This is a genomic window from Bifidobacterium tibiigranuli (assembly GCF_022655035.1).
Classification (GTDB): domain Bacteria; phylum Actinomycetota; class Actinomycetes; order Actinomycetales; family Bifidobacteriaceae; genus Bifidobacterium; species Bifidobacterium tibiigranuli_A.
Map to the genome: position 1 here is coordinate 110,782 of NZ_JALCUA010000001.1, position 25,528 is coordinate 136,309.

Annotated in this window: 24 protein-coding genes and 1 tRNA gene; 14 read left to right on the forward strand and 11 right to left on the reverse strand. The window is 59.1% G+C overall.

What is annotated here, in order from left to right; genetic code table 11:
* The first annotated feature begins 139 nt into the window (after positions 1-139).
* The gene (locus LKK40_RS00480; RefSeq protein WP_304308276.1) at positions 140-811 is read left to right on the forward strand and encodes an O-methyltransferase; all 672 of its coding nucleotides are present in this window, start codon (positions 140-142) and stop codon (positions 809-811) included.
* A 128-nt stretch (positions 812-939) separates the two neighbouring features.
* Here the strand turns inward: LKK40_RS00480 and LKK40_RS00485 are convergent, their stop codons facing one another.
* Entirely contained in the window at positions 940-1,620 is a 681-nt protein-coding gene (locus LKK40_RS00485; protein WP_304308919.1) for a TIGR00730 family Rossman fold protein, read from the reverse strand.
* A gap of 276 nt (positions 1,621-1,896) precedes the next feature.
* A complete protein-coding gene (nhaA, locus tag LKK40_RS00490) occupies positions 1,897-3,141 on the reverse strand; it encodes a Na+/H+ antiporter NhaA (protein WP_304308278.1) in 1,245 nt (414 codons plus the stop codon).
* Between the two features lie 371 nt (positions 3,142-3,512).
* On the opposite strand from nhaA, the gene LKK40_RS00495 reads away from it, so the two are divergent.
* From LKK40_RS00495 to LKK40_RS00510, 4 genes are all read left to right on the forward strand, one after another.
* Positions 3,513-3,586: transfer RNA gene (locus tag LKK40_RS00495), tRNA-Arg, on the forward strand.
* Between the two features lie 198 nt (positions 3,587-3,784).
* Positions 3,785-4,660 (forward strand): SDR family oxidoreductase, encoded by an 876-nt coding sequence (locus LKK40_RS00500; protein ID WP_304308280.1) that lies wholly within the window; start codon positions 3,785-3,787, stop codon positions 4,658-4,660.
* Positions 4,661-4,702: 42 nt separating this feature from the next.
* Entirely contained in the window at positions 4,703-5,182 is a 480-nt protein-coding gene (locus tag LKK40_RS00505) for a MerR family transcriptional regulator (protein ID WP_304308282.1), read from the forward strand.
* Positions 5,183-5,494: 312 nt separating this feature from the next.
* Entirely contained in the window at positions 5,495-6,949 is a 1,455-nt protein-coding gene (locus LKK40_RS00510; protein WP_304308283.1) for an MFS transporter, read from the forward strand.
* A gap of 66 nt (positions 6,950-7,015) precedes the next feature.
* On the opposite strand, the gene dapF is transcribed toward LKK40_RS00510, so the two are convergent.
* Positions 7,016-7,972: a diaminopimelate epimerase gene (gene dapF / locus LKK40_RS00515; RefSeq protein ID WP_304308285.1), complete on the reverse strand. Its 957-nt coding sequence runs from the start codon at positions 7,970-7,972 to the stop codon at positions 7,016-7,018.
* Between the two features lie 121 nt (positions 7,973-8,093).
* Here dapF and LKK40_RS00520 point away from each other — a divergent pair, with 121 nt between their 5' ends.
* The 7 genes from LKK40_RS00520 (at position 8,094) to LKK40_RS00550 (ending at position 14,801) form a co-directional block, all read left to right on the forward strand.
* Positions 8,094-8,519 (forward strand): hypothetical protein, encoded by a 426-nt coding sequence (locus LKK40_RS00520; protein WP_304308286.1) that lies wholly within the window; start codon positions 8,094-8,096, stop codon positions 8,517-8,519.
* Positions 8,520-8,767: 248 nt separating this feature from the next.
* Entirely contained in the window at positions 8,768-9,544 is a 777-nt protein-coding gene (gene murI / locus LKK40_RS00525; protein ID WP_304308288.1) for a glutamate racemase, read from the forward strand.
* A gap of 205 nt (positions 9,545-9,749) precedes the next feature.
* Entirely contained in the window at positions 9,750-10,595 is an 846-nt protein-coding gene (locus tag LKK40_RS00530) for a patatin-like phospholipase family protein (RefSeq protein WP_304308290.1), read from the forward strand.
* Positions 10,596-10,874: 279 nt separating this feature from the next.
* Entirely contained in the window at positions 10,875-12,041 is a 1,167-nt protein-coding gene (locus tag LKK40_RS00535; RefSeq protein WP_304308291.1) for an Ldh family oxidoreductase, read from the forward strand.
* On the forward strand, positions 12,038-13,267 hold the full coding sequence (locus LKK40_RS00540) for an aminotransferase class I/II-fold pyridoxal phosphate-dependent enzyme (RefSeq protein WP_304308293.1): 1,230 nt from the start codon (positions 12,038-12,040) through the stop codon (positions 13,265-13,267). Before LKK40_RS00535 ends, LKK40_RS00540 begins: the two co-directional genes overlap by 4 nt.
* 79 nt (positions 13,268-13,346) lie before the next feature.
* Complete coding sequence (locus LKK40_RS00545; protein WP_304308295.1) at positions 13,347-14,354, forward strand: D-2-hydroxyacid dehydrogenase; 1,008 nt, start codon at positions 13,347-13,349, stop codon at positions 14,352-14,354.
* A gap of 6 nt (positions 14,355-14,360) precedes the next feature.
* Entirely contained in the window at positions 14,361-14,801 is a 441-nt protein-coding gene (locus tag LKK40_RS00550) for a GNAT family N-acetyltransferase (protein ID WP_304308296.1), read from the forward strand.
* 149 nt (positions 14,802-14,950) lie between these two features.
* Here the strand turns inward: LKK40_RS00550 and LKK40_RS00555 are convergent, their stop codons facing one another.
* From LKK40_RS00555 to metK, 3 genes are all read right to left on the reverse strand, one after another.
* Positions 14,951-15,679: a class I SAM-dependent methyltransferase gene (locus LKK40_RS00555; RefSeq protein ID WP_304308298.1), complete on the reverse strand. Its 729-nt coding sequence runs from the start codon at positions 15,677-15,679 to the stop codon at positions 14,951-14,953.
* 130 nt (positions 15,680-15,809) lie between these two features.
* Positions 15,810-16,517 (reverse strand): class I SAM-dependent methyltransferase, encoded by a 708-nt coding sequence (locus LKK40_RS00560; protein WP_304308300.1) that lies wholly within the window; start codon positions 16,515-16,517, stop codon positions 15,810-15,812.
* Positions 16,514-17,707 (reverse strand): methionine adenosyltransferase, encoded by a 1,194-nt coding sequence (gene metK, locus LKK40_RS00565; RefSeq protein ID WP_304308302.1) that lies wholly within the window; start codon positions 17,705-17,707, stop codon positions 16,514-16,516. Before metK ends, LKK40_RS00560 begins: the two co-directional genes overlap by 4 nt.
* On the opposite strand from metK, the gene LKK40_RS00570 reads away from it, so the two are divergent.
* Positions 17,706-17,843, forward strand: a complete 138-nt coding sequence (locus LKK40_RS00570; protein WP_304308303.1) for a hypothetical protein — start codon at positions 17,706-17,708, stop codon at positions 17,841-17,843. The two genes, metK and LKK40_RS00570, sit on opposite strands and share 2 nt — an antisense overlap.
* On the opposite strand, the gene LKK40_RS00575 is transcribed toward LKK40_RS00570, so the two are convergent.
* Entirely contained in the window at positions 17,840-19,228 is a 1,389-nt protein-coding gene (locus LKK40_RS00575) for a M20/M25/M40 family metallo-hydrolase (protein WP_304308304.1), read from the reverse strand. The two genes, LKK40_RS00570 and LKK40_RS00575, sit on opposite strands and share 4 nt — an antisense overlap.
* 438 nt (positions 19,229-19,666) lie before the next feature.
* Here LKK40_RS00575 and LKK40_RS00580 point away from each other — a divergent pair, with 438 nt between their 5' ends.
* Positions 19,667-20,977 carry an O-acetylhomoserine aminocarboxypropyltransferase/cysteine synthase family protein gene (locus LKK40_RS00580; RefSeq protein ID WP_304308306.1) on the forward strand — a complete coding sequence of 437 codons (1,311 nt, stop codon included), beginning with the start codon at positions 19,667-19,669 and terminating at the stop codon, positions 20,975-20,977.
* Positions 20,978-21,111: 134 nt separating this feature from the next.
* Here the strand turns inward: LKK40_RS00580 and LKK40_RS00585 are convergent, their stop codons facing one another.
* From LKK40_RS00585 to LKK40_RS00600, 4 genes are all read right to left on the reverse strand, one after another.
* On the reverse strand, positions 21,112-21,924 hold the full coding sequence (locus LKK40_RS00585) for an ABC transporter ATP-binding protein (protein WP_304308308.1): 813 nt from the start codon (positions 21,922-21,924) through the stop codon (positions 21,112-21,114).
* A complete protein-coding gene (locus LKK40_RS00590) occupies positions 21,921-23,033 on the reverse strand; it encodes an ABC transporter permease (RefSeq protein WP_304308311.1) in 1,113 nt (370 codons plus the stop codon). Before LKK40_RS00590 ends, LKK40_RS00585 begins: the two co-directional genes overlap by 4 nt.
* A 176-nt stretch (positions 23,034-23,209) precedes the next feature.
* Entirely contained in the window at positions 23,210-24,271 is a 1,062-nt protein-coding gene (locus LKK40_RS00595) for an ABC transporter substrate-binding protein (RefSeq protein ID WP_304308313.1), read from the reverse strand.
* A gap of 350 nt (positions 24,272-24,621) precedes the next feature.
* Positions 24,622-25,527, reverse strand: a complete 906-nt coding sequence (locus tag LKK40_RS00600; protein ID WP_304308315.1) for an SPFH domain-containing protein — start codon at positions 25,525-25,527, stop codon at positions 24,622-24,624.
* Position 25,528 lies beyond the last annotated feature (1 nt).

Sequence of the window (25,528 nt, forward strand, 5' to 3'; positions counted from 1 at the left end):
TACATTTCATACGTCAGACATGATTTACCGTATTTATCGTGCGTCCGAGCGTGGCCCGTTACCATGAAGAATCATTAATAGGCAGATTTTCGCCGTATTCGCGGCACATTCCGCTCACATGCCAGTAGAGTAGGGAGTCATGGATAAGACGTCGTACACCAATCTTGCGAAAATGTGGGAACTCGCCGAGGACCGTGCGTTCTCGCACCAGTCCGAGGACATGAACGCCGTGCGCCGGCATGCCGAGGAATCAGGCTCCCCCCAAGGGTCGGCCCAGCAGGCCGAACTGCTGAATCTGCTCGTGCGGATTATCGGTGCCGCGTCAGTGATTGCGGTCGGCACCGGCTCCGTCGTGGAGACGCTGCAGCTGGTTAAAGGGCTCGAGGGACGCGGGCAGCTGACGGCCGTCGATTCCTCGGCGCAGGGCATCGGCCTGATTCGTTCGCTGTTCACGCAGCTTGACGACGTGACGCAGACCACGCTGCGCGCCGTGAACGCCCCGGTCGAGGTGTTCCTGCCGCGTCTGAACGCTGGAACCTACCAGTTCATCGCCGTATGCGGCGAGGCCGGAAACTATGCCGCAGCTTTCGAGCAGGCGCCTCGTCTGCTCGGGGAGCATGGCATGATTGTCTTCACCGATGTCATGGCGCTGGAAAGCTCCGAATCCAACGGCGGCGTGCTCAATCCCGCCGACCGCAGCGACAAGGCGGTTGCCATGCGCATTATGCTCGACGAAGTGCAATCCGATGAACGCTTCATCTCAACGTTCGTGCCCGTCGGCACCGGCATGCTCATCGCTGTCAAGAACTAGGAACGAATGGACGTTCAATCGGACGTTAGACATTCTCGAACGCTGCGAGCCCAACTGCCGTAACCAACCGCCAAGGCCAACGATCAACGGCCAACAAGCCTTACGAACCATACAAACCACACGAACGCCTACTGCGCGATCCCGCTGACCGCGACCCGCACCGCCTCATCGGGATCGTCGGTAAACGCCACCAGCTCGGGGTCGAGTGACGAGATGAATCCTCGTCCTTGCACGGTCGCGCCCAGCCAGTCGAACAGCCCGCGCCAGTACGCCGTGTCGAAGAGCACGACCGGGATGGATTTGACCTTATGCGTCTGCACGAGGGTGAGCAGTTCGAAGAGCTCGTCCAAGGTGCCGAATCCTCCGGGGCAGACGATGACGCCTGAGGAGTATTTTACGAACATCGTTTTGCGCACGAAGAAGTAGCGGAAGCTGATGCCGAGGTTCACCCACTGGTTGATGCCCTGCTCACGCGGCAGCTCGATGCCCAGGCCGACCGACTTGCCGCCCACGCTCGATGCCCCACGATTGGCCGCCTCCATGATTCCCGGCCCGCCTCCGGTGATGACGGCGACGTTGCGCTTCGCAATCGCCTCGCCCATGCGCATCGCGCTGAGATAATCAGGATCGCTCTCCTTGGACCGAGCCGACCCGAACACGCTTATCGCCGGCCCCAACTCAGCCAGCGCGCCGAAGCCGTCGACGAATTCGGCTTGGATGCGCAGCACGCGCCACGGATCCATATGCAGCCAATCGGTGGACTGCTCTTCCCTGAGTAAGTTGGCGGTTGTGTTGTCGCTCGGGACCATCGAGCCGCGCAGCAGCACCGGGCCGCGCCGGTAGCCCTCCCCCAGCGGCGAACGACCGCTGTTATCCTGGCTGGCGTCATCGCCTTCGCTGCCTTCGCAGGAACCAATGGGTTCGGCGGAAGAGTCATTCATGGGCAGCTCACCCTTGGTATTCTCGTTCACCGTCAGTCCATCCTCGGATTCGGTCTCATTTTCGGTCATGCTTTGCTCCCTCGTTCGCGCATATTCACGCATGTTCACGCATTGCGATTGTATATTTTGTCAGTCACTGGATTGTCAAACGCCGGACTCAACGCCCGCAAGCTCACGCTCGTAGCGCTTGGATTGGCGGTGCAGCAAAATGCCAGAGACGGCGGCGGAAAGCAGCGAAGCGAGCAGAATGCCGATTCTGCTTTCCGCAACCATGTCGACGTCGCTGTATGCCAATGATGCAATCAGGAAGGACACGGTGAATCCGATGCCGCAGGCGCAGGACATGGGGAACAGATCGCGCACGCGCAGTCCTTCGGGCAAGTCCAGCCCCGCGAGATGCCTGCATATCCATGACGTGCCCATGATGCCGAGCGGCTTGCCGATAACGAGCGCGACGATAATGCCCATAACAATCGGCGAGACGAACAAGGCAGGTTTGAAAGCATCAAAATGCACACCCGTAGCGAACATTGCGAAAATCGGCAGCGCTACAAGCGCGGACAGGGGCTGCAACCGGTCTCGATAGCGCGCCGCACGCGGAGTCAATTCACCATGCCGTTCGATTGCAGGCGTGAGCAGGCCAACCAGCACGCCTGCCAGCGTGGGATGCACCCCGGCTTCGAACATCATGACCCATGCCGCGATCCCCACGAGGCCGACCGCAAGCCACGGCACGCGGCGCATGCGTACCAGCAGCGCCCAGACTGCCGCGCACAAGGCAAGCCCCGCGAACCAATACCACTCATTGAGATGCGAGAAAAACACGGCGATAACGATTATGCCCAGCAGATCATCGACCGTGGCAAGCGTCATCAGAAACGCGCGAATCGAACCGGGCAGCGCCTTGGCGAAGAGGGACAGCACCGCCAGCGAGAACGCGATATCGGTTGCCGTGGGAATCGCCCAGCCCTGGGCGATAGCGCCGAGTCCACCCGCTGCGCCGCCCGGCTGCATCGAGTGCAGCACATGGGCGACCAGCAGGAACAGCGCCGGAGGAACCAGCATGCCGCCTATCGCCGAGAGCATCGGCACGGCGGCGGCCTTGGGATTAGCCAACGTCCCCGTGGTCAGCTCCTGCTTGAGGTCAAGCCCCACCACCAGGAAGAAGATGGTCAGCAGCCCGTCCTGCGCCCAGTGCCCGATCGGCAAATCGATGTTGGTCGCGGGAATGCCAACATGCGTATGCGCGACAAGCGCGAAGGCGTCAGCCGTGGCCGGCAGATTCGCAAGCACAATGCCCAGCAGCGCGCACCCGAGCATAATCAGGCCCGAAGCCCGGTCCGACGCGCTTAAGCGCTTGATAGCAGTCAGCGTTCCGTGTGTTCTCATATCGTCCTTATCCAACTTATCCGTCATGGTGGGTTGTATGCGCCCGCTGAAAACGAGTCTTCATTTTCCTCGGCATCAGCTCGTGGCAAACCTTTTCTGCTGGGCATTCATCTCTTTACAACACTCCGATTCCGCGGATTCGTTTATCTGCCAGGCCTCATTGAGCCTTGAACCATGTGAATCACCTGCGACCATCCACACCAAGTCATCAGCACAATGTCTTATATTGTCAACCTCTATTTATACCAAAAGCCATCATGTTTCACCTTGCCAACGCAACGACACGCCGTGTTTGCCACGTATGGGCAAACGCTGTATCTTATATGAGTTGCCAAAAACAAGGCCAAGGAAACAAAGCCTCGTGACAACATGCGCCAGTAGCCCAATGGATTAGAGCAGCTGACTACGGATCAGCAGGTTGCAGGTTCGAATCCTGTCTGGCGCACAGCACGTAAGCCCTACAGCCACAATGACTGCGGGGCTTTTGCATATCTGCTTCAGGCGGCGAAAATCCTGAGCATGTACACCAAATGCATATCGGGATGCAATTCTAAAGAATTCCCAAGCACTGACCAGCAACACCATGATGTACGACACGCCGCGCCTTGCCTTCGAGCGCACTCGAAGCTTTACGCTCGGCAGCATGAACGAACACGCACCAAACTCAACAATCTGGCTCATCACTGGCGCTTCATCCGGATTTGGACGCGCACTCACCGTAGCGGCACTGCGTCGCGGCGAGAAGGTCGCGGGAACAGCGCGGCATCTCGAACGTTTCGCCGATCTCGTCAACGAATATGGTGATCAATTCCTCCCGATCGAGCATGACATCCGTAATCGAGACGTGGCTGCATCCGTGGTCGACCAAACGATTAGGCAATTCGGCGGACTCGATGTGCTCGTCAACAACGCGGGTGTCGGCCAGGTCGGCACAGCGGAAGAGGTCACCGATGCGCAGCTGCTGGGCATGCTCGCGCAGCATATTCTTGGACCCGCAGCGATGGTGCGCGCGGCATTGCCGACCATGCGAGCGAATGGCCACGGGGCAATCGTTCAGATGAGCAGCCAAGGCGGGCGGCGCTCATTCCCGGCTGTCGGCAGCTACTCTGCCGGAAAGTTCGCACTCGAAGGCTGGTCCGAGGCGCTCGCTGGCGAGGTGGCGCCGTTCGGAATCAGAGTCCTTATCGTCGAGCCAAGCCGATTCCGGACAGGGTTCAACCGCTCGGACGTGCTGCAGCTCGCCGAGGAAAACGCAACGTATGACGCTGTCGTGGGCAGCGTACGCGCCGATATGACAACATCCGACGGGCAGCAGGAAGGCGATCCCGCCCGCGCCGCCGAAATCATTCGCCGCGTCCTTACTGCCGATAATATGCCTTTGCGGCTGCCACTCGGCACGGAAGCGGCGCACAGCCTCGCAACGCTCTACGAAACGCAGCTGACGAACACGCGGGCAATCGCCGAGCTTTCCGCCTCGGCTGATTTTCCCGACGCGTCACACTCCGGACGCGGGTTCTGACGGCGATTTGGCGGTCAATCTCCCTCTTGTACACTCATTGATATGCCGACTCACGAACTCATCACTAGACTGCTCGACGCCGCCGATGCAACTCCTGCAACGGATACTATCGAGGTGCTCCACGAGCTGCTTGACGATTCTACGATCGAAGCGGTCGGTGCGCCTGTCCGCATTTCGGATGCGGCCGCGCTGACCGGCCTCTCTGCATACACGCTGCGCTACTACGAGTCGAAGGGACTTGTGCACCCTCGCCACAACATGGCTGGATATCGCGAGTATTCGGCGTTCGATCTGCGCAGGATCGTGTTCATCGCACGGATGCGGCTGTCCGGCATGACAATGGCGGATTTGCAGCGTTACATTGGCCTCGTCGAGCAGGGTGACACGACGATGCCACAACGCCGAGCGCTGATGATTGCCCAACGCGAACGAATTGAACGCCAGATGCGGGAGCTCTCATTGGCGCTCGAAACGACAAACTACAAGATTAAGACCTATACGCCGGAAATGACCTCGGACTAGACAGAGTAACGATAAGCGCGTCACAACACTTGAGCGCCACCGACTGTTGTGCAACCTAAGCGGAAGCATTTTGGCGTAAAACCATCAATAGCCACACTAGGCGTATAACTTCCCCTTTCCCCGCTCCGGCGCAGCTTCCCAACGCCTTCTTATCAGACAAGCCACACCGGCTATCGGGTGTCTGCGATACATATTGTCGCGATATGCATTGTATATTCGACAGCGCGTATGCATCGCAACGCATTCCATGAGATCGACATCTGCCGATACCGATATTTCGCAAACGAGGTAGCCATATTGAAGGCAGACACTGTGAAGGACGACACTGTGGAAGCAGCCACGGCGCACGAGGAAACCCGCGTCTCCGCCAGAACCAAACTCTCTATCGGGGCGACGGCACTGCTCTCGTTCGTCGGCGTGCTGACCGAGACCTCGCTCAATGTCACCTTCCCGACCATGACCAAGGAGTTCGGGCTGCCCCTGTCGACGATTCAGCTGCTGACCTCCGGCTATCTGCTCATGGTGACACTGGTGATGAGCACCTCGTCATTCCTACTCAAGCGCTTCGACGCCCGGCTGCTGTTCCGGCTCGCGATCGCCACCAGCCTGGCGGGAACCGTGCTGTGCAGCATTCCGGCGGACTACTGGGTGCTGCTCGTAGGCCGACTGCTGCAAGCTGCGGCCACCGGAGTCTCGACACCGCTGATGATGCATGTGATTCTTTCGCTTATCCCCCAGCGCCGACGCGGAACCTACATGGGCATCGCAGGCATGGTAATCTCCCTCGCTCCCACCCTAGGGCCAACATATGGCGGACTGATCAACTATTACTGGTCATGGCATATCATCTTCGTGCTGACCGTGCCCTTGCTGCTGCTGTCCTACGTTCTGGGCGAACTCTATCTGCGTCTTTCGCCGCGCAGCAAAGCGGCGCAGCATTTCGATGCGCTCGGGCTCGTATTGCTGACGTTTGCCTTGGTCTCTTTGACCCAGATATTCGACCGGCTCGGCGCCAGCGGCACCTTCAACGCCCCGGTGCTCATCGCCATCGCGGCAACCGTGGTCGCATTCGCTCTGCTGATATGGCACAGCATATCCAGCCACGCACCGCTGCTGAACGGCAGGCTGCTCAAAACGCCGACCGTGGGCTTACGTGCCATCAATTTCTTCATCCTGCAGTTCATCAATATCGGCAGCTCATTCCTTATCCCCGTATTCGCCGAGCTCTTTTTGGGCGCGAACTCCATGCACGCCGGCCTGCTGCTGCTTCCCGGCTCGCTGCTGGGGGCGCTCATCACGCCGTTCGCCGGATCATTGTACGACCGGCATGGAGCCGCGCTGCCGCTGCTCGTCTCGAACATTTCGATGCTGATAGGCGTCGGCGCTTTCTGGTGGCTCACCGGCAACCTGACCCTGCCACTGATCACCGGACTCTATCTATTCCTGAAGCTGGGATTCAACCTCGGTTACAGCAACACGATGAGCGATGGAAGCAAATATGTCACCGCTGAGCAGCAGACCGATTTCAACTCGATGTTCAATACTTTCCAGCAGTACGCCGGATCTCTGGGCACCAGCGTCCTAGCCTGCTCGCTGGCCATCAGCCAGATCGCGCTGCCTGGCGACCCCAAGCACGCGGCAGTCGAAGGCACCAGCCACGGCTTCATGCTGCTTATCGCCTTGGCATTTGTGGCGCTGGTCGCAACACTCGTCTCGGTCGTATTACGCCATAAGCCACCGATTCGCCTCACGCCCGTCAAGGTGTGAGGGTGTTGACCGCGTGACCGCTATGGGCCGCGAGGCCGCCATGAGACACGGGGACAGCGGAAACTGCTACGCGAGCTGAATCTCGCCGACGATGGTGGCGGGGCCGGTGAGCGTGACGGTGTTGTCATCACGCACGATGACGCGCAGACGGCCGCCGCGCACGGCTATCGTCCACTGGTGGATGCCAGTGAGGGCCTGCAGAACCACGCCCGAGGCGCACAGACCGGTGCCGCAGGACAAGGTCTCGCCCACGCCACGCTCGTTGACGCGCATGAACGCCGAACCTTGATCCTGCTGCGAGTCCAACGCGCGAATCGCAAGAAACTCAACGTTCTGGTCGCTTTCGATCGCCGGATTGACCACCGGCTTAGTCACCAAATCAAGCATCTCCACATCCGGCAGGCTTGCAGCAGCCAGTTCACTATTCAAAGCGGCGAATTCCGGCCCGTCAAGCTCCTCACCAGCGCTAGCCGTGACGCCAAGAACCGCGGCGACATGCGGATTGCCCATATCCACGAAGGTGCCGTTGGCCTGACCTGGCGTTCCCGGAATCGTCACGCGGTATTCGCCAATGGCCCCGCGTGAAAAAGCGCCCATCTCCACTTGGAACACGTCTTGGCCCAGCTCAGGCACATCGCCCAGCGACGTCAGCGTTTTCACTCCGGCGCGGGTCGCAAGCGCGAATGGGCTTCCTGCGGCGGCAAGGCCGAGTTTCTGCGCAAATAGAGTGATTGCCCGGGTCCCGTTGCCACACATCTCAGCAATGCTGCCGTCAGCGTTGCGATAGTCCATGAACCATTCGGCTCCAGCGGCTTTGCAGGCTTCAACCAGAGCGCTGTCCAATCCGCGCATATCCTCGGTACGTGCGAGCCGCAGCAGGCCGTCGCCACCGATGCCGAAATGACGGTCGCACAGCCAGCGCGTTTCCTTCTCGCTCGGCTCGTACGCACCGTCCGGGTCCCAGTACATGACGAAATCGTTGCCGGTGGCGTGGCCCTTGGTGACTTGCGTAGGAAGTGTCATACGCCATAGCCTACTCGCTGGCCCGCACCCTGCCCCTTCCCTGCTTAACTTCCCGGCAGCAGCACATGAGCAGTGGCGATAGCGTCTGATTAATCTGATTAAATGGGAATGACTGCTTTGGGTGGGAAGAATCGAAAGAAAGGGCATTCCATTGAGTGACGACATCGAACAGCAGCCGACGTCCGAAGTCGTGCTGTACCAAGCCAAGGGCAGAAACGTGCCAGTGCAGGTCACGTATGCAGATGAGACGTTTTGGCTTTCGCAAAAGAATATCGCTGATCTCTTTGCCGTGGATGTCAGGACGATCAGCGAGCACCTGAGGAACATCTACGAAACTGAAGAATTGCAGGAAGAGGCAACTATCCGGAATTTCCGGATAGTTCGCAACGAAGGCAGCAGAACGGTTCGCCGCGAAATCGCGTTCTACAATCTCGACGCGGCTGAATTCGCGAAGTTCGAACGGACGCAGCTCTCCGACTTTGATCGGCAGGTCAGAGGCATCACCCATGGTGTCGATTCATCGATGGGCATGGGCGGGAGGCGTTAGTCGCACTGCGCACTACGCGCGTGGCATTCTGCGTAGTGCGTACGAATCGAACATGGCGGGGCAGGTGCTCAATTGGCGAATCGCTGCAATGGCGCGGTTTCGGCACGAATCATGCGATGCGCGCATGTTCGATTCGTGCGCACTATGGAAATCGTCTGGCGCGTAGTGCGCACGCCGCCAAGCATGCGAGTATGGTATTGCCCGTATGTCTAGGCAGGTTGGCAGCAAGTCTTCAGGAGGTTCGGTCCATGGTTTCGCGTGCAGCGATCGGCGTGTTCGATTCGGGGCTCGGCGGCATCTCCGTCGTGCGGCAGCTGCGGCGCGACCTGCCGAATGAGCACGTGCTGTATTTCGGCGACTCAGCCAACGCCCCCTATGGCCGCAAAACCCCGGAGCAGGTGCGCGAATTGTCCTTCGACATTGTCGACCGTTTCGTGAGGCAAGGGGTCAAGGCGGTCGTCATCGCCTGCAACACTGCGACTTCCGCTGCCGTAGATGCGCTGCGCGAGGCGTACGACATTCCCATCATCGGCATGGAGCCGGCGCTCAAACCGGCCTGCGATCGCGGGCATGGAACAGCACAGCGCATCATTGTCGCTGCCACTCCCCTGACGCTGCACGAGCCGAAATTCAAGCGCCTTATGACCCGATTTTCGGATCAGCACACCATTTTTTCGCAGCCCTGCCCCGACCTCGTCGAAATTCTCGAACATGGTCAGCTAGAAGACCGCGACCGCGTCATCCGCACCTTGCATGGCTATCTCGATCAGTATGACCTCGATGCCATCGATTCCGTAGTGCTAGGCTGCACGCATTTCCCGTTCTTCCGCAGCTATTTCCGCGAGTTGCTGCCCGAAACGACAGCAATCATCGACGGCAATGCCGGAACGATCCGGCACTTGCAGGTCATACTCGAATCGCTGGGCAAGCTCGCCCCCGAGGACGCGGCAGGCGGTGCCGAGCTACGTAACTCGGACCCCAGCGAGCGCGTCGCCGCGTTGGAGCGCAGTCTACTCGAACGATAAAGGGCATATAGCTGTCAGCGTACGTTTTATGACATGGTCACGGAGCCTGTATCGGAAAACGTACGATAACTGCAGCTCAGCGTACGCTTTCCGATACGGGCCCGTGCCAGAATTTCAGCGCATAGGAGGTTGCCCGTCTTCATCCCTGCCCAATGTCCCGACACGACGGGTAAGCTCGGGCGCATTAGTAGGAAAGAGGCGCATTATGACTGCAAGCGCACTGATTGACGTCGGCGGAGGATTCCGTTCCATATTCGGCGCGGGGATCATGGATCGATGCCAAGAGCTGGGCATTGATTTCGACCACTGCTACGGGGTGTCAGCGGGGGCGGCGAATATGACCTCGTTCATCGCCCGGCAGCACGGCCGCAACCACCGCTTCTACACCGAGTACGCCTTCCGCAAGGAATACGCGAGCGCCACGAACTTCATCAAGGACCGCAACTTCGTGCACCTCGATTACGTGTACGGCGATCTGTCGAATCACGACGGCGAGTTCCCCGTCGATTACGCCGCATTCGAGGCCAATCCGACCGAATTTACTGTGGTCGCCTGCAACGCGTTGGATGGCTCCACCAAATACTTCGACAAGTCCGACATCGGCTTCGACCAGATGGATCCAGTCAAGGCTTCGAGCGCCGTTCCAGTTGCTTGCAAACCGTACGTCATCGACGATGTGCCGTATTATGACGGCGGCATCGCCGACCCGGTGCCGGTGCAAAAAGCGCTTGACGACGGCTATGAGCGCGTAGTGCTCATCCTCACCCGGCTCAAGGACGTGCTGCGCGAGCAGCGCAAGGACATCGCGCCCGCGCGCATCCTCAAGCGCACCTATCCGGCAGCGGCCGAACGCTTGCTTAACCGCTACCAGACCTACAACGACGAGGTAGCCTTCGCCAAGGAATGCGAGCAGGACGGCCGTGTGCTCATCCTCGCGCCCGAAAGCCTCTACGGCCTCTCCACCCTCACCAAGACCTACGAAGGCCTGGAACGTATGTACCGCGCCGGCTACGCGCAGACCGAGCGGATCGCCGATTTCCTCGCGTCGTGAGCGCTGTTTGCGCGGATACACTGCGCTAACTATGACTTAATGGAACGAAAGGGCCACTGACTCCAAGCGCAGTGGCCCTTTCGTTCCATTATCTGCAGTCTGACGCTACAAAACGGTCGTTGAAACAGTCCACGAATCCCGGTACCCGCTAGCCGACTTTGAGCCGGTTATCATTTTTTGCAATCACCACGCCCGAACCAGCGCATGAACACCGTGATAAGTTCGTGTCGTCAAGGCCGGATTCTTTCCGGCAACCTTGTATTACTGGCGGGAAGACTAGTGCGCGATTATATTCAGGTTTCCATCAATGAATTAAACGCCTTCCTTACCGGCATATTCGAACAATACGGTTTCGGCCATGCCGATGCCGGCTTCATCACCTCGACCCTGATTGATGCCGATCAGCGCGGCATCGCATCGCACGGAGTGCAGCGCATGAGCATGTACGATCATAAGCTTCGCCATCATATGATCACGCCGCAAGCCCACGCCGTTGTGATAAGCGACGTCAAAGCCTGCGCCGTAGTCGACGGCAACAGCGGCATGGGTCAGCTCATCTCGCGCGATGCCATGAACCTTGCCATAGCCAAGGCACGCACGCACGGCGTCGGCATCGTGTCAGTGCGCAATTCCAATCACTTCGGCACAGCAGGGTTCTACGCGAGAATGGCGGCCGATCAAGGATTCATTGGTGTGGCCAGCACCAACAGCAACCCGCTGACGGTGCCCACGCATGCCCAGTCTCCCGCAATCGGCAGCAATCCCATCGCCTTCGCGGTCGGCTCGGGCAGCGATCAGATAGTCTACGACGCCGCGACAAGCACCGTTTCATTGGGCAAGATCGAACTCCTTGCCAAACTCGATAAACCCATCGAAGGCGAATGGGCACTCAGTGAGAACGGTTCCGTCGAGCACAGTGCGGACGCTGTGATGGAGCGTATGCACGCCGAGCCTCGCACCGGCGGACTCACACCGCTTGGCGGCGCTGGCGAACTCAACGCCGGATACAAGGGATACGGTCTGGGACTCATCGTCGAGATACTTACCGCGATACTGTCTTCCGGCACGCTTTCGCTGAATATGCACGGCCAGCACATCTGCCATTGCTTCGCTGCCATCAACGCCGAGGCTTTCGGTGGGGGCGCGGCGATTAACGAACGAGTCGCCGACCTCGCCCATCGATTGCGCACGCTGCCATCATCGGATGGCCATGACGTGCTGGTGCCCGGAGACAAGGAACGCATCGCCGAGCAGCACAACAGCGAGAGCGTTTCCGTCGATGCCGCAACATGCAGGCAATTGGCTCGCATCGGCAGTCGCGCAGCAATCGCTGTGCCGCGCTGCATCAATGATGCCGTCACGGCAGATGCACACAATGACGCAAGAAATGACGTCACCCAGTCCTCAGAGTCAGAGCAAAACTCAGAGAAAGAGAGCGCACGATGAGCACAAGCACACCGTCCCATAGTCAAGCTGCGCAAACTGCAGCGGCAGCGGCCGATTCCATCTTTCGCCCCGAAGACGCCGTCCTTCCACAGCTGCATACGCTCGCCACGTCGATTATTCGCTCGTTTGACACGGAGGCGTCAGCGATTGAGGGCATGCTCAAGCTCACTCTGGGCGAACCTGATTTCGCTACGCCCGATTTCATCAAAGAGGCAGCCCTGCGCAGCCTTGCCAACAATCGCACGCATTACGCTCCGAATGCGGGGACGCCAGGGTTGCGGCAGGCGATTTCGGATTATCTCGCACGACGCCGCAGCCTACACTTCCCCGCCGAAGACATCATCGTCACCGAGGGGGCGAGCGAGGCGATCAGCAGCGTGCTCACCGCATTGCTGCATCCCGGCGCGGTTCTGCTGTATGCGACGCCAGCATTCGGGCTGTATGCCAATGTCGCCAAACTAATCGGCGTCGAATCGATAGCAATCGACACCGAATCCACTGATTTCATACTCACCCCAGATGCCCTTGATGCTGCGCTGCGCTCGATTCGCGGGCGCGATGCGGTGCTTGTGCTCAATTCGCCGAACAACCCCACCGGCGTGACGCTCAATGAGGCGCAGCTGCAAGGCTTGGCCGAGGTCGTGGAACGTCACGCTGTGACGGTGCTCAGCGACGAAGTATATGCGGAGATCAGCTATGACGAACGTCCAGCCCCGTCAATCGCCCAGTTCGCCCCCGACCGCACCATCGTTGTGGACAGCGCATCGAAAAGCTACGCGATGACCGGGTGGCGGCTCGGTTTCTTCGCGGCGCCGCACAATCTGGCGGCTCAACTGGCTAAAGTGCATCAGATTCACGTCTCCACTGCAGCCATGTTCACCATGGATGCGGCTCAGACCGCCTACGAACAAGGAGATGCCTCCATCGACCTGATGGTCGAGACCTACCGCAATCGTCGTGATTATCTGGTGGATTCGCTTGTCGGCCTCGGTTACGACATAGTCCGCCCCACCGGTGCCTTCTACACATACGTTCACGTGCCAGACGAGTTCGATGGAAGCAGCTTCGATTACGCGCGGCTCATGGCACGCGAAGCCAAAGTCGCCGGAGTGCCCGGGGAGGCATTCGTCGACGGCCCTTCGCGGTATTTCCGTTTCAGCTACGCGGCCAGCTCGGACGATCTGCATGAGGCGGTAGCACGATTGCGTCGTTTCCGTAATCGTTGAAATTACGGCGATGCCGAACCATTCCTGCTTTGCCACGCCCATCGCACGCCATCATCAGTATCCACAAGAAAGACAAGCTATGACATCGATCGCTTTTTACCACACCATTGACGAAGAGGAGCCGTTCGCCCAGCAATGGGCGCACGACCATAACGTCCACGTCGAATGCTTTCCCTTCGAGCTGCACGAGGACACGCTCCACACCATTCAGGGATTCGACGGCATATCGTACAAACAACGCAGCGCGCCCAGCGATAATCCGGATTTCTATCGTCGGCTGGCTGAATACGGCATCCGCCAGATCGCGATTCGCTCGGCCGGGTACGACACCATTGATCTGCATGCGGCGCACCAGAATAATATTCGCATCACAAACGTGCCTTCGTACTCCCCCAGCGCGGTGGCCGAGCTCACGCTGACGCATATCATGCGGCTCATCCGGCACATACCGCAATTCGACGATCAAGGCTCACGGCACGATTTTTCGGTGCGGGGCCTCATCTCCCGCGAAATCAGCGAACTGACCATCGGCATCATCGGCGTAGGCCGTATCGGCTCCACGGTGGCACGCATCTTCCATGCGCTCGGCGCACGGGTGCTGGGCAACGATATCACAGAGAATCATGAGCTTGATTCCATCCTCACCTGGGTCAGCAAGGACGATCTGCTCGCGCAGGCCGATGTCGTCACGATGCACACCTATCTGGACAGCACCACGCGGCATCTCATCGATGCGCATCGACTCGCGCAGATGAAGCCAAGCGCCTATTTCGTCAATGCCTCACGCGGACCAGTGGTCGACACCCCGGCGCTTATCGAAGCACTGCAGCATCACCGCATCGCCGGTGCCGCCATCGACGTACTCGAAGGCGAAGCGACGCTGTTCGGCAACACTTTCGACGCGGACAAGCCTCTTGCCAATGAGGCCTACAACACGCTCTACGCGATGCCGAACGTCATCATCACTCCGCATATCGCATTCTTCACCGACATCGCTATCAAGAACATGACCTGCCAATCGCTTGATGACGCTCTGGCAATCATCAATGGCGGCACCAGCCCGCATGAGATCAAGGAAAGGAACTGATTCACCATGAGCGACCAGCCGAACAACGCTCGCATTCACCGCATGCTTCCCGAGGACTACGAGGAGGCATATGCGCTCTGGCAGCGCACACCGGGCATGCATCTGCATTCGCTGAACAATACGTACGGCGGCATCACGCTGCTGATTTCGAAGAATCCCGAAAGCTGCTTCGTAGCAGTCGATGACGAAGGTCATGTCATCGCCACGGCGCTTGGCGCCACGGATGGACGCAAAGGATACCTGTATCATGTGGCCGTCGACGAGCAATGGCGCAGCCAAGGCATCGGCACCCGGCTGATTCAGCGCATCATGGACGTATTCAAAGCCTTCGGCATCGTGAAAATAGGCATTCTCGTCGTAGCAGACAATGCCGCAGGCCAGGAATTCTGGAAGAAGCAGGGCTGGAATACGCGCCCGGACGTCGTCTACTTCGACCACGACCTATGAGCCCAGTGGTTATCAGAAGACGGTAGGCGGCTGGCGGCCAGATGCATAACGGCCGCCAGCCCCTTACGGAATCAACACGTACCTGATTTGGGTTATTGAATCGTTGCCATCGTTGCCATCACATCATCTGCGAGCAGTGTCCTCACGCCTTACCGCTGCGCGACGATTGCGACGTAATTGCCCGCCGTATACCCCTCAATCGGGTCTTCAGCACGGTCGTTCTGGTAGGGAGGATTCGCCAGCACGGTCTGGAAGTATTGCAGATCGTGGAATCCGATGCCCTCAAGCAGCTTCGCATACCACGCGATCTGATGCCAGTTCGGCTTGTAGGCGTGGGTATCGAGATTGAAGAACGAGGTGCCGACGAGCAGATCGTCCACATCCTCTCGCGCGATGTCGTACTTCTGCGCCAGCCGCAGCACGGTGCCCAGCGCGCTTTCCCTAGGCACATCGGTCAGGACCAGCCGGCCCCCTTCGGCGAGGACATCGCGGTTGCGCGCGAAGGTCGCTTCGATTTCGTCGTCAGGGATGAAACCGAAGCTTGACCCGTTGTACACGATGGTGTCGTAGGGCGCTCCCGAGTAGTCGTAGTCCTGCGCCGTGCTTTGCACGACGTGGATGCCTTTCTCGCGCGCCTCGGCGCCTAGGCTCGCGGATGGCTCCACGGCCTCGGCAACCTCGATGTCGTATCGGTCGCGCAGCAGCGTTTCGAAAATGCCCGACCCGATGCCTATGGACAGTATCTTCCCGGGATCCTTGGTCGTGAGCGCCCGATGCAGCAGACGCAGCCGCGATTCGTAGATGTTCTCACGCGCGTGCCAGGTGTCGTCCAGTACGCGGCCGTTGCCTTGGTATCGGTCGATGAATTGCTCTGCCATGATAGTCCTTCTTTATGTTGTTGTGCTCTACAGTGCTGTGTCGCGTGACGCGTGATGTATGACATGCGGCACAGCCCGTATGCCGGCGCCGCGCATAGCAATCGGCACGCTGGCCAGTGCTGGTCTGGCGCTACTTTCTTGCCACCAGCGCGACGTAGCTGCCTTCCTGGTATCCTTCGACAGCCCGCTCGGGGGCGTCATTGTGATAAATGAGATGCCTGCGCAGCGTCTGCCATGTAGCGAACGAAGTGAATCCGGCCGCCGCAAGCAGTGAGCGGTATTGCTCGGTCGTACGCCAGTAGGTCTTGCGTGGCGTATCGGCCGCATACCAGCTTTGGCTGAGCACATCCGAGACGTAGCTTTCGCCAGAGAGACTGAATGAAGCCTGCACGGCAAGTCCCAGCGCACTGGCCGGCGGGACGTCCAGCAACGCAATCACTCCGGAGGGTTTGAGCTGCTGATAATGCTGGCGAAATACAGTTGCGAGCGTCGTTTCGTCGATGAAGCCGAATGCGCTGCCGTTATAGAACACGGTGTCGATAGATTCGTCTTCGAAGACGACATCCTGAATCAGCCCCTCGGTCACGTTGAACCCGCGGCGCCTCGATTCAGCTGCAAGATTCGCGGAAGGCTCGACGATCCGCTGCACGTCCAAGCCTTCCTCGCGTAATGCGGCCTCATAGGATCCTGTGCCTGCACCGACAGATATGGCGTAGCCGATGTCGCGCGTGTCATCAAGCGTGATGGCGGTTTTCAGCAGTGCAAGCTTCGAGGCAAAGATATTGGGATGTTCGCGCTCGAAATCGTCGAAGTACTCGTGATTGAAGATATCAGTCATTTCACGTTCCTCGCCAGCTCGTCCGCCTTGTCGGTGCGCTCCCATGTGAAATCGGCGTCATTCCGGCCGAAGTGGCCGTATGCCGCGGTCTTGCGATAGATCGGCCGACGCAGATCGAGCTCGTCGATGATGGCGAGCTGGCGGAAGTCGAAGGTGCGCGCAACCGCCTGCTGGATTTTCTCGCGGTCGATGGTTTCAGTGCCGAAGGTCTCCACGTCGATGGTGATCGGCTTGGCGACGCGGTTGAAGTAGCCCAGCTGCACCTGGGCGCGGCGTGCGAGCCCTGCGGCCACGATGTTCTTGGCAGCCCAGCGCGCGGCGTAGGCGGCGGAGCGGTCGGGCTTGCGCGGGTCCTTGCCGGAGAATGCGCCGCCGCCGTGGCCGGCGATGCCGCCGTATGTGTCGACGATGATCTTGCGTCCGGTCAGTCCGGCGTCGGCTTTCGGCCCGCCGTTGTTGAATGGGGCCCGGTTGATGACGATCTGCGCGTCGGACGCATCGACAGGCAGCGTTTCGAGTACTGGGTTGAGCACGTTTTCACGCACCTGTTCGCGCACCTCATCCAAAGACAGTTCCGGAGAGTGCTGTGTGGAGATGAGTATATGCCGAATCGCCTGCGGATCAGTGACATTGTCGTTGGCGTATTCGACCGACACCAAGGTCTTGCCATCCGGTCGGAGCAGCGGGATGATGCCGTTCTTGCGCACGTAGGCGAGGCGTTCGGCGAGTCTGCTGGCCGCATAGATCGGCAGCGGCAGCAGGGCTTCGGTATCGTCAGAGGCATAGCCGACCATGAGCCCCTGATCGCCGCCGAAGGTATTATAAGCGTCTTCGCGGCTAATCGAAGTGTTATCGCCGTAATTGCCGTATGATCCGCCATCGTTGCTGTCGAACTCGCGCGGTCGGATGTTGTTGATCACGCCGGCGCCTTGCGCGTCAAGCCCGCTGGCCGCATCGGTGTAGCCGATGTCCGCAATGGCCTTGCGCACGATTTCGACATGATCGAGCGTTTTGGGAGCCGACACCTCGCCCTCTACGACTACGAGTCCGTCCTTGGCGGAGGTTTCGACGGCGACGCGGGAATCCGGGTCCAATGCGAGATATGCGTCGAGTATGGAATCGGAGATGATGTCGCATACCTTGTCGGGATGCCCCTCGGTTACGGATTCCGAAGTGAGAAGTCTGGTCATGATATTGCCTTTCTTGAAATTGCCTATGGTGGTTGGTCGAAATAATGGTTGGTTGGAAATGGTGGTTGAGCAGCGCTATGTGATCGGCCTTGTGCATCCAGCACATAAAATCGGTGCGGGATATGACCGTTTTTAGAATGTTGCGATGAAGCGCTCCAGCGTCCGCTCACCGAAGCGCAGTGCGTCAACAGGCACGTGCTCGTCGATGCCGTGGAAGTTGGCGATGTAGTTGAATCCTTCCGGTATCTGCAAGGGAATGAAACCGCACACCTCGATATCAGGATTCAGCGAGAGAACCGCTTTGCTGTCGGTGCCTCCCGAGGAGAGGAAAGGCAGGACCTTCGTCTGTGGGTCAACCTCATGCAGCACCGATTCGATTGCGGTGAACAGCGTCCCGCCCGGGTCGCACAGGTAGCCTTTGCTGCGGTGAATCACGTTGACGTGCGAGCTCCCTGCGGTCAGTCGCTGCAGCGTGTCCATCAAGGCGTCTTCCCGGCCGGGAAGCGCACGACCATCCACGAGAGCGCTGGCATTGGCCGGGATAATGTTCACCGTGCTGCCGGCGTCGATGGAGGTGACATTGAAGGTGTTGCGCACGGAAGATGCAATCCATGCCCCGGCGAACCCGGTGGCGTCGATCAGCCGCTGCACGGCGTTTGCTGAATCGAGGGCGATGCCGGTGATGTCGGAGAGACGGCTCAGCAGTAGCTCGGTCACGGGATTGAGGTCGACCGGCCACTGGTATTCGGCAATGCTGACGGCGCTGCGCGCGACGCTTACCACCGCATTGTCCGGATTGATCTGCGAGCCATGCGACTGCGTACCTTCCGCCTGCAGAGAGAACCACTGCGTGCCTTTTTCGCCGGTCTGCACGTAGTAGACGCGTTGGCCGTTGACATAGTCGGAGAATCCGCCCGTTTCGCTGATGATGAAGCCGACGTCCTCGAAAATCTCAGGATGGCTGACCACAAGCCACTCCGATCCTTTGAAGCCGCCCGCCTCCTCATCTGCGAACAGCACCAGTTTGATTGTGCGATGCGGGCGCGTTCCCGAACGCGACAGCGAGCGCACGGCGGCGAGCAGCATCGCCACCATGTCTTTCATGTCAACTGCGCCACGACCCCACACGCATGGCAGCACGTATGGCAATGCGTCGTCATTGTGGATATCGCCGCCCAGCGGGTCGACGCTCCAATCGTCCTCGTTGGCCGGCACCGTGTCGAGATGGCCATGCACCAGCAGCGCGGGTAGCGAGGGGTCTTCCCCCTCGATTTGCGCCACCAGATTCGCACGTCCTAGTTCGCTCTCGATGATGGACGAAGAGATGCCGACCTGAGCCAGCTGCTCGGCTGCCCATTCGGCAGCTGGTCGTTCGTTGCATGTGCCGTCGCCGTTGTTGCGCGTATCGAAGCGAATCAGACGCTGCGTGAAGGCAACCGCCTCCTGTTCGGCATCGACCGTCGCGGCATCGGCTGTTGCCCGATGCGCCGTTTCCAAGTCTTGCGCTGTGCTGCCTGCCATTGCGCCCCCTGTCGTCTGCGAATCACCTATTCCCAGCTGGGAATATGCCTGAATGCAACGAATACTATGGGGTGCATTCCCGCTCGTCAATCGCTGAAAACCTTGCGTTTCCAATGTTTTAGGGCATAAGCGCAAGCTTGAACGAAGTACGGTTCCTTGCCATTGCTGGCGTGCGCGATGCCTCTGCACTGCACGCTATAGACTGAAGTATCTCCCGAGTATAAGCAATAGGTATAGTCTCTTTCGGCATCATAATTCTTAGGTTGATGTCATCATAAGTTTTCGCGATTACGCAGTCGGAACGGCCAGTCTGCAAGCATGTTAGATTGTGTGGCACGCGGCGGGAACGGGGAATATCCGCAAAGCTTCGCATCATTCATACCCCATATCCATGCGGCCGTAGTTCAAGCGACTACGGCGCAGAAAGACCGGAAGATCATGCCTATTGAGCAATTCGACACCACGCAAGTACACGCCGGCTTCGACCCGGCAGCCAACGCCGATTCAGTGGCGCCCGTCATTTACCCGAATGCCGCGTTCTGGCTGGAAAACTCCCAGCGAGGCCATAACGTCGCCAATGGCGATGAGCCCGGATATCTGTATTCGCGGGTGGCCAACCCCACGCTTACCGTACTTGAGCAACGCATCGCGCAACTGGACGGGGCGGCGGAGGCCGTGGCTGTAGCCTCCGGCATGGCAGCGATCACTTACGCGCTGCTCAACGCCGCCGAGGGAGGCGGCCGCATCATCGCGCCGTATGACGTGTATGGCGGCACCTTCGATTCGCTGCGCACGCTGCTGCCCAAATTCGGCGTGACCACGACATTCGTGGAGGACATCAACGACCTGTCCCACGTGGAATCGCTGATTCGCGACGATGGCAGCGTAAAGGCAATCTTCGCAGAATCGGTATCCAATCCGACCACGCACGTCACCGATGTCGATGCTCTCGCTGCGCTGTCACACCGCCATGGCGTCCCTCTCATCGTTGACAACACGCTTCCCACGCCATACCTGTACCGCCCCATCGAACACGGCGCCGACATCGTGGTGTACTCGGCCACGAAGGCGATCAGCGGGCACGGCAACGCGATAGGCGGCCTGGTGACATCCGGAGACAGCTTCGACTGGTCCGCACAGCGCTACCCGCAGTTCAGCGAACCGGAATGGGTGCTCGGCGAAGCCGCCGGGCGCGCACCTCGCAACTTCATCGAAGCGGCCGGGCCGCTCGCCTTCATCAAACGGCTACGGCTGAAATATCTTCGGCTGACCGGTGCCGTGCTCGGACCATTCGAGGCGTATCTGCAATTGCTTGGTCTGGAAACGCTGCAGGAGCGCGTATCCAAGGAAACCGCCTCGGCCCTCGAAGTGGCCAAGTTCCTCGCCGCGCAGCCGCATGTGGCCGCCGTCCACTATGCCGGGCTCCCAGACGGCGCGCAGCACGAACTCGTGTCACGCGACTACCCGCGCGGCGTGGGCTCCGTCCTGTCCTTCGACCTCGAAGGAGGCGCCGAGCAGACTGCCGCATTCATCAACCATGTGCGGCTGTTCCGCTATCTGGCGAATATCGGGGACGTGCGCTCGCTGATCGTCGACCCGGCGAACACCACCCACCGCGAATTCACCCAGGAAGCCCGTGCCATCGTCGGCGTGAACGCCTCGACCGTCCGCCTTTCCATCGGGCTGGAAAGCCCCAAGGACCTGATTGCGGATCTCTCCCAGGCATTCGAGGCGGTGTATCTGCGCTAGCCAGGCAATCGCGGCAGTTGCCGCAGAGGCAGCAATCGTTAGTCATCAAACAAATAGTGCGGTGGCTTGCCCAGGATTCGTAGCAAAATTCTTGGGCAAGCCACCGCACTATTGTTGCGTTTATTTACCGCTCTTTATCGTTCTTCGGCACTCGTTTGCGGTTCGAAGTGCAGTTTGGTCAGCAGCAGCTTGCGGTATGCCGCGAAATCGTCGGACACACGGTCGCGGTGCGCAAGATCGATGGACACGATTTCCTTGATTCGCCCGGGCCGCGGCGTCATGATCACCACGCGATTGCCGAGATAGATCGCCTCGTCGACATCATGGGTGACCAGGATCATCGTCATATGGTACAGTTCCCACAAATCCAGCAGCGTATCCTGCAAATCGGCTCGGGTGAACGAATCCAAGGCACCCATCGGCTCATCGAGCAGCAGCACTTCCGGGCGGTCAATCAGAGCGCGGGCGATGGCCACGCGCTGCGCCATGCCTCCGGAGATCTGATGCGGGTAGGACTGCTCGAATCCCGTTAGACCGACTTTGTCAAGGTACTCGGCGACTTCTCCCTTGCGCCCGCTGTAGACGCCCTGCGCCTTGAGCCCAAAAGCCACGTTCTCCTCGACGGTCAGCCAAGGGAACAGGCTGCCTTGCTGGAAGACGTATCCGCGTTCGGGATTCGGACCTTCGATGGGACGCCCCTTGAAGGTGACTGAGCCTCGCTGCGGCGCATCCAAACCGGAAATCAGCCGCAGCAGCGTCGTCTTTCCGCAGCCCGAGGGGCCTATCACCGAGATCAGCTCCCCGGGGCGAATCTCAAGATTGATGTCGGATAGCGCCGTAACGGCCACGCCGTCAGGACCGATGAAGTCGCGCCCGACGTGGTTGATGCCGATCAGCGACTGCTCATGCACGGAATCATGCGCCCGTATGTCACGTTCAACGCTCATTTCACCAGCCCCTTCTGCCAGCGCAGCACACGGCCACGCACCAGTTCGATCAGTTTCATAATCAGCGAGAACAGCACGGCCATGACTACGATTGCCGCCAGAATCTTGTTGTATGCTGACCAGACTTTCGCCTGTTCGATGTAGTATCCAAGCCCGCCAGGCTGCCCCATCATCTCCGAGATCACCAACGTCAGAAACGACAGGCTGTTGGCCATGCCGATGCCCGTGAAGATGCTGGGCATTGCATGCGGCACGGCGACATGGAAGAGAATGTACGGCGTACGCGCGCCGAGGGTACGCGATGCCTCGATCAGCATTTTCGGCGTGCTCTGGATGCCTTGCGCGGTCAGGAACGCGACCGGGAACCATGAGCAGATCACCAGCAGGAACACAGCTGCGATAAACGGCGTGGGCATCAGCGTCAGGGCGAAGGGCATCCACGCCACAGCGGGGATGACCCCGGTGATCTTCAGCAACGGAAAGACCCAGTAATAGGCTCTGGCGAACCATCCGATCAGCACGCCAGTCGCCACTCCCAGGATGACGCCAACTATGAACCCTGTGCAGAAGAGCCGCAGCGAATAGAACGTGTTGATGGCTATGTAACCGCCTTCGGTCAGAAATGCTTCGAGCACTTGCGCAGGGCCGGGAAAGAACGGTTGCGGCAGCACTTGCAGCTTGGTACCCGCGATATCCCAGAGGGCAAGCGCCAAGCCCATGGCGAAGCGGAACTGCGCCCGGCTGCGGAAGCGACGCGCGGTCCCAGGCTTTCTGCCATCGAGAATGCCTGCGATGGCGTATGCAGCAGCCAGCACGACGAGAAGCATGCGATACGCCTCTTCGCCGTTCAGCAGGACAATCCACAGCCTGCCCTCTTCGAAGGTGACGGCTGCCCGCTGCGGAAAGGCTGCATTGACTGCTAAGGCAATGATGAAACCGGCGATAGTGAACAGTACCACCAGCGGGTATGGCGGCGCAGCACTGAACCGGGGCACTGCATCAGCGCGCGCCCTGCTCTTGGAGCTGATTTCATCACCCGTCTCAGGGCTGATCGCCAATTCAGGATACGCCGCTGGTGTCGATGCGCTCCTGTCGGAAAACTTATCCATGAAACTCTTTTCCTATAAAGGGCGCGAACGAAAAGCATCTTCAGTCTGCCGTCTTTGCCCCTGAATGATTATGAACGAGAATGCGTTTCCCGGTCTCTTTGAGGTTTCCTTTGGAACTCAACCGCACCGGGCGGCAAGGCGTTTACCTTCGTCTCGCCGCCCGGCAACCGGCCTGCTCATGAATCGATGTGTCGATATATTTTCTTGGAGAACGCCGCAGGGTCGTCGGTTTTGAGGAAGCCGATTTTCTTCAGACCGTCGGAGAAATAGCTGACATCGCTTTGAATACGCTGATCCTCATTCGGCTGCACTGCGTAGTCGTAGTCCTTGAACAGTTGCACGGCCAGCTTCTGATCGGTTATCGTCGAATATTTCTTTTCGGTGATAATCTTGGCGGCTTCCTGCGGATGCTGCGCTATGAAATTGCGCGCATTGTTCAACGCGCGCAAGATGGCGCTCATCTTCTGCGGATCATCAGCGATGACCTTGTCGGAACCATACAGGAAGCAGCAGAAGCGCTTCGCGAATTTCGGATCCGTGCCAAGATCGAAGATGATGTCGACGGTGCCCTTCTGTTCCTGGATGGTCGGCAGCGGATCCCACAGGGCGGCAGCATCGATCTGGCCGTTCTGCAGAGCCTGGAATTCAAGATTCGCGTCATCGAATGGCAGATATTTCACGTCTCCGTTCTTCTGATCGACATTGAGTCCGGCATCGCCTAGCCACAGATTCGCAGCCATGTACGGCGTGCCGCCTATCTGGTCAACGCCTATGGTTTTGCCCTTGAGATCCTGCGGCTTCTTGATTGAGGAACCCTTTTTCACCGCGATCTTGATGCAGCCCTTGTGCAACGCGCCCACGACGCTGGTTTTCACGCCTTGCTCGATGGACGGGAAGAACTGGAAATCGCCGTTGGTCACTGGGAAACGCCCGGTGTCCAAGCCGATTTTGCGTGTTTCGTCATCCGCGGTCACGAGTTTGGGATTGATCCCCTCTTTCTGGAAGTATCCCTTTTCAACAGCGATGGCGATAGGCGAACTGCATAACGACCCGGACTTCGGAAACTCCACGGTGCCGTATTTGTATGTGGTCGTCTTCGCGGATGCCGACTTGTCATCGGACGCCCCGGAGACTCCGGTCTGCTCGGTGCTGATGCTGCATCCGGCGGCAGGCATGAGCGCAAGCAGCGTGCCAAGAATCGCAGCTCCTTGCATAATGCGTCGGTATTTGGTTAACATATTTTCCCCTTCCCTCAGTACGACTAGTTTGCGCGAATATGCAACGCATCTGAACCGGCCGGCCGATGGCGATGAATGATTGATTCCCTCTGTTATGTCAAGACCGGAATGATTGGCTTTCGCATTGCTTGTGCATTGTTCCGTTGAAGTTGTGCAAGCCGATCCCCCGAACTTGCTGCCAGCATAGCGACTGTTTCGCGCTCGCATGACGACGTTGCTATAGCAGTTGCTTATGAACGGATATCAACCTGCGGCTCCGCCCGCGTTCGGCTGCGTTGACATACGACAAAAAGGCGGCTGCATCGTTGGATGCAGCCGCCTTGGAATCAGAGCCTATAAGAGGAACCGCTCTACTTCGCTTGCGTCTCGTTGGCCGTGAGCATGGCGCTAGTGACCTGGTCATACATGTTCTGGTAACCGGCCGGTGTGGAGGCGGGCAGCACGACGGTTTTCGCGTTGTTCGACTCGCTTAGGGTGCGCAGCACGTCGAGGTACTGGTTGAAGAGCACCACGTTGTTCACGTCGGAGATGTTCATGCCGACGGCCTGCAGGCTCTTGATCTGGTCGACGATGCCGTTGGCGATCTCGCGGCGGTAATTGGCCTGGCCCTCGCCCTGCAGCCGGGTCTTCTCAGCCTCGGCGGCAGCCTGCGTCTCGATCTGGATGCGCTGCGCGTCGGCGCGGTTACGCGTGGCTTCCTTCTCGCGCTGGGCGGCGTTGATCGAGTCCATAGCGGCCTTCACCGCATTGCTCGGGTCGATGGCGGTAATCAGCGTCTTCACCACAGTGAAGCCGTAGCGCACCATCTCGGAGCCTACGGTCTTCTGCACATCGGCGGCGATGTCGTCCTTGCGCGCGAAGGCGTCGTCAAGCGTCAACGCCGGAATGGCGGAACGCAGCGCATCCTCCATATAGGAGCGCAGCTGACCCGAGGGGTCGCGCAGCTCGTAGTAGGCCGTCGCCACGTTTTCGGGGTTCACGCGGAACTGCGTGGATGCCACGACCGTGACGAAGACGTTGTCGAGCGTCTTGGTCTCGAGCTTCACGTTGAGCTGGTTAACGCGCATATTCGTCTTCATGACGATGCGGTCCACCAGCGGAATCTTGACATGGATGCCGGCGAACTGCACCTTGTGCAGCTTGCCGAAACGCTCGATGATATACGCCTGCTGCTGCGGAACGACATACAGCGCCGATACCAGCAACGCGACAACAAGCACCAGAATGACAACGAAGAACACAACGGACCCGATCATG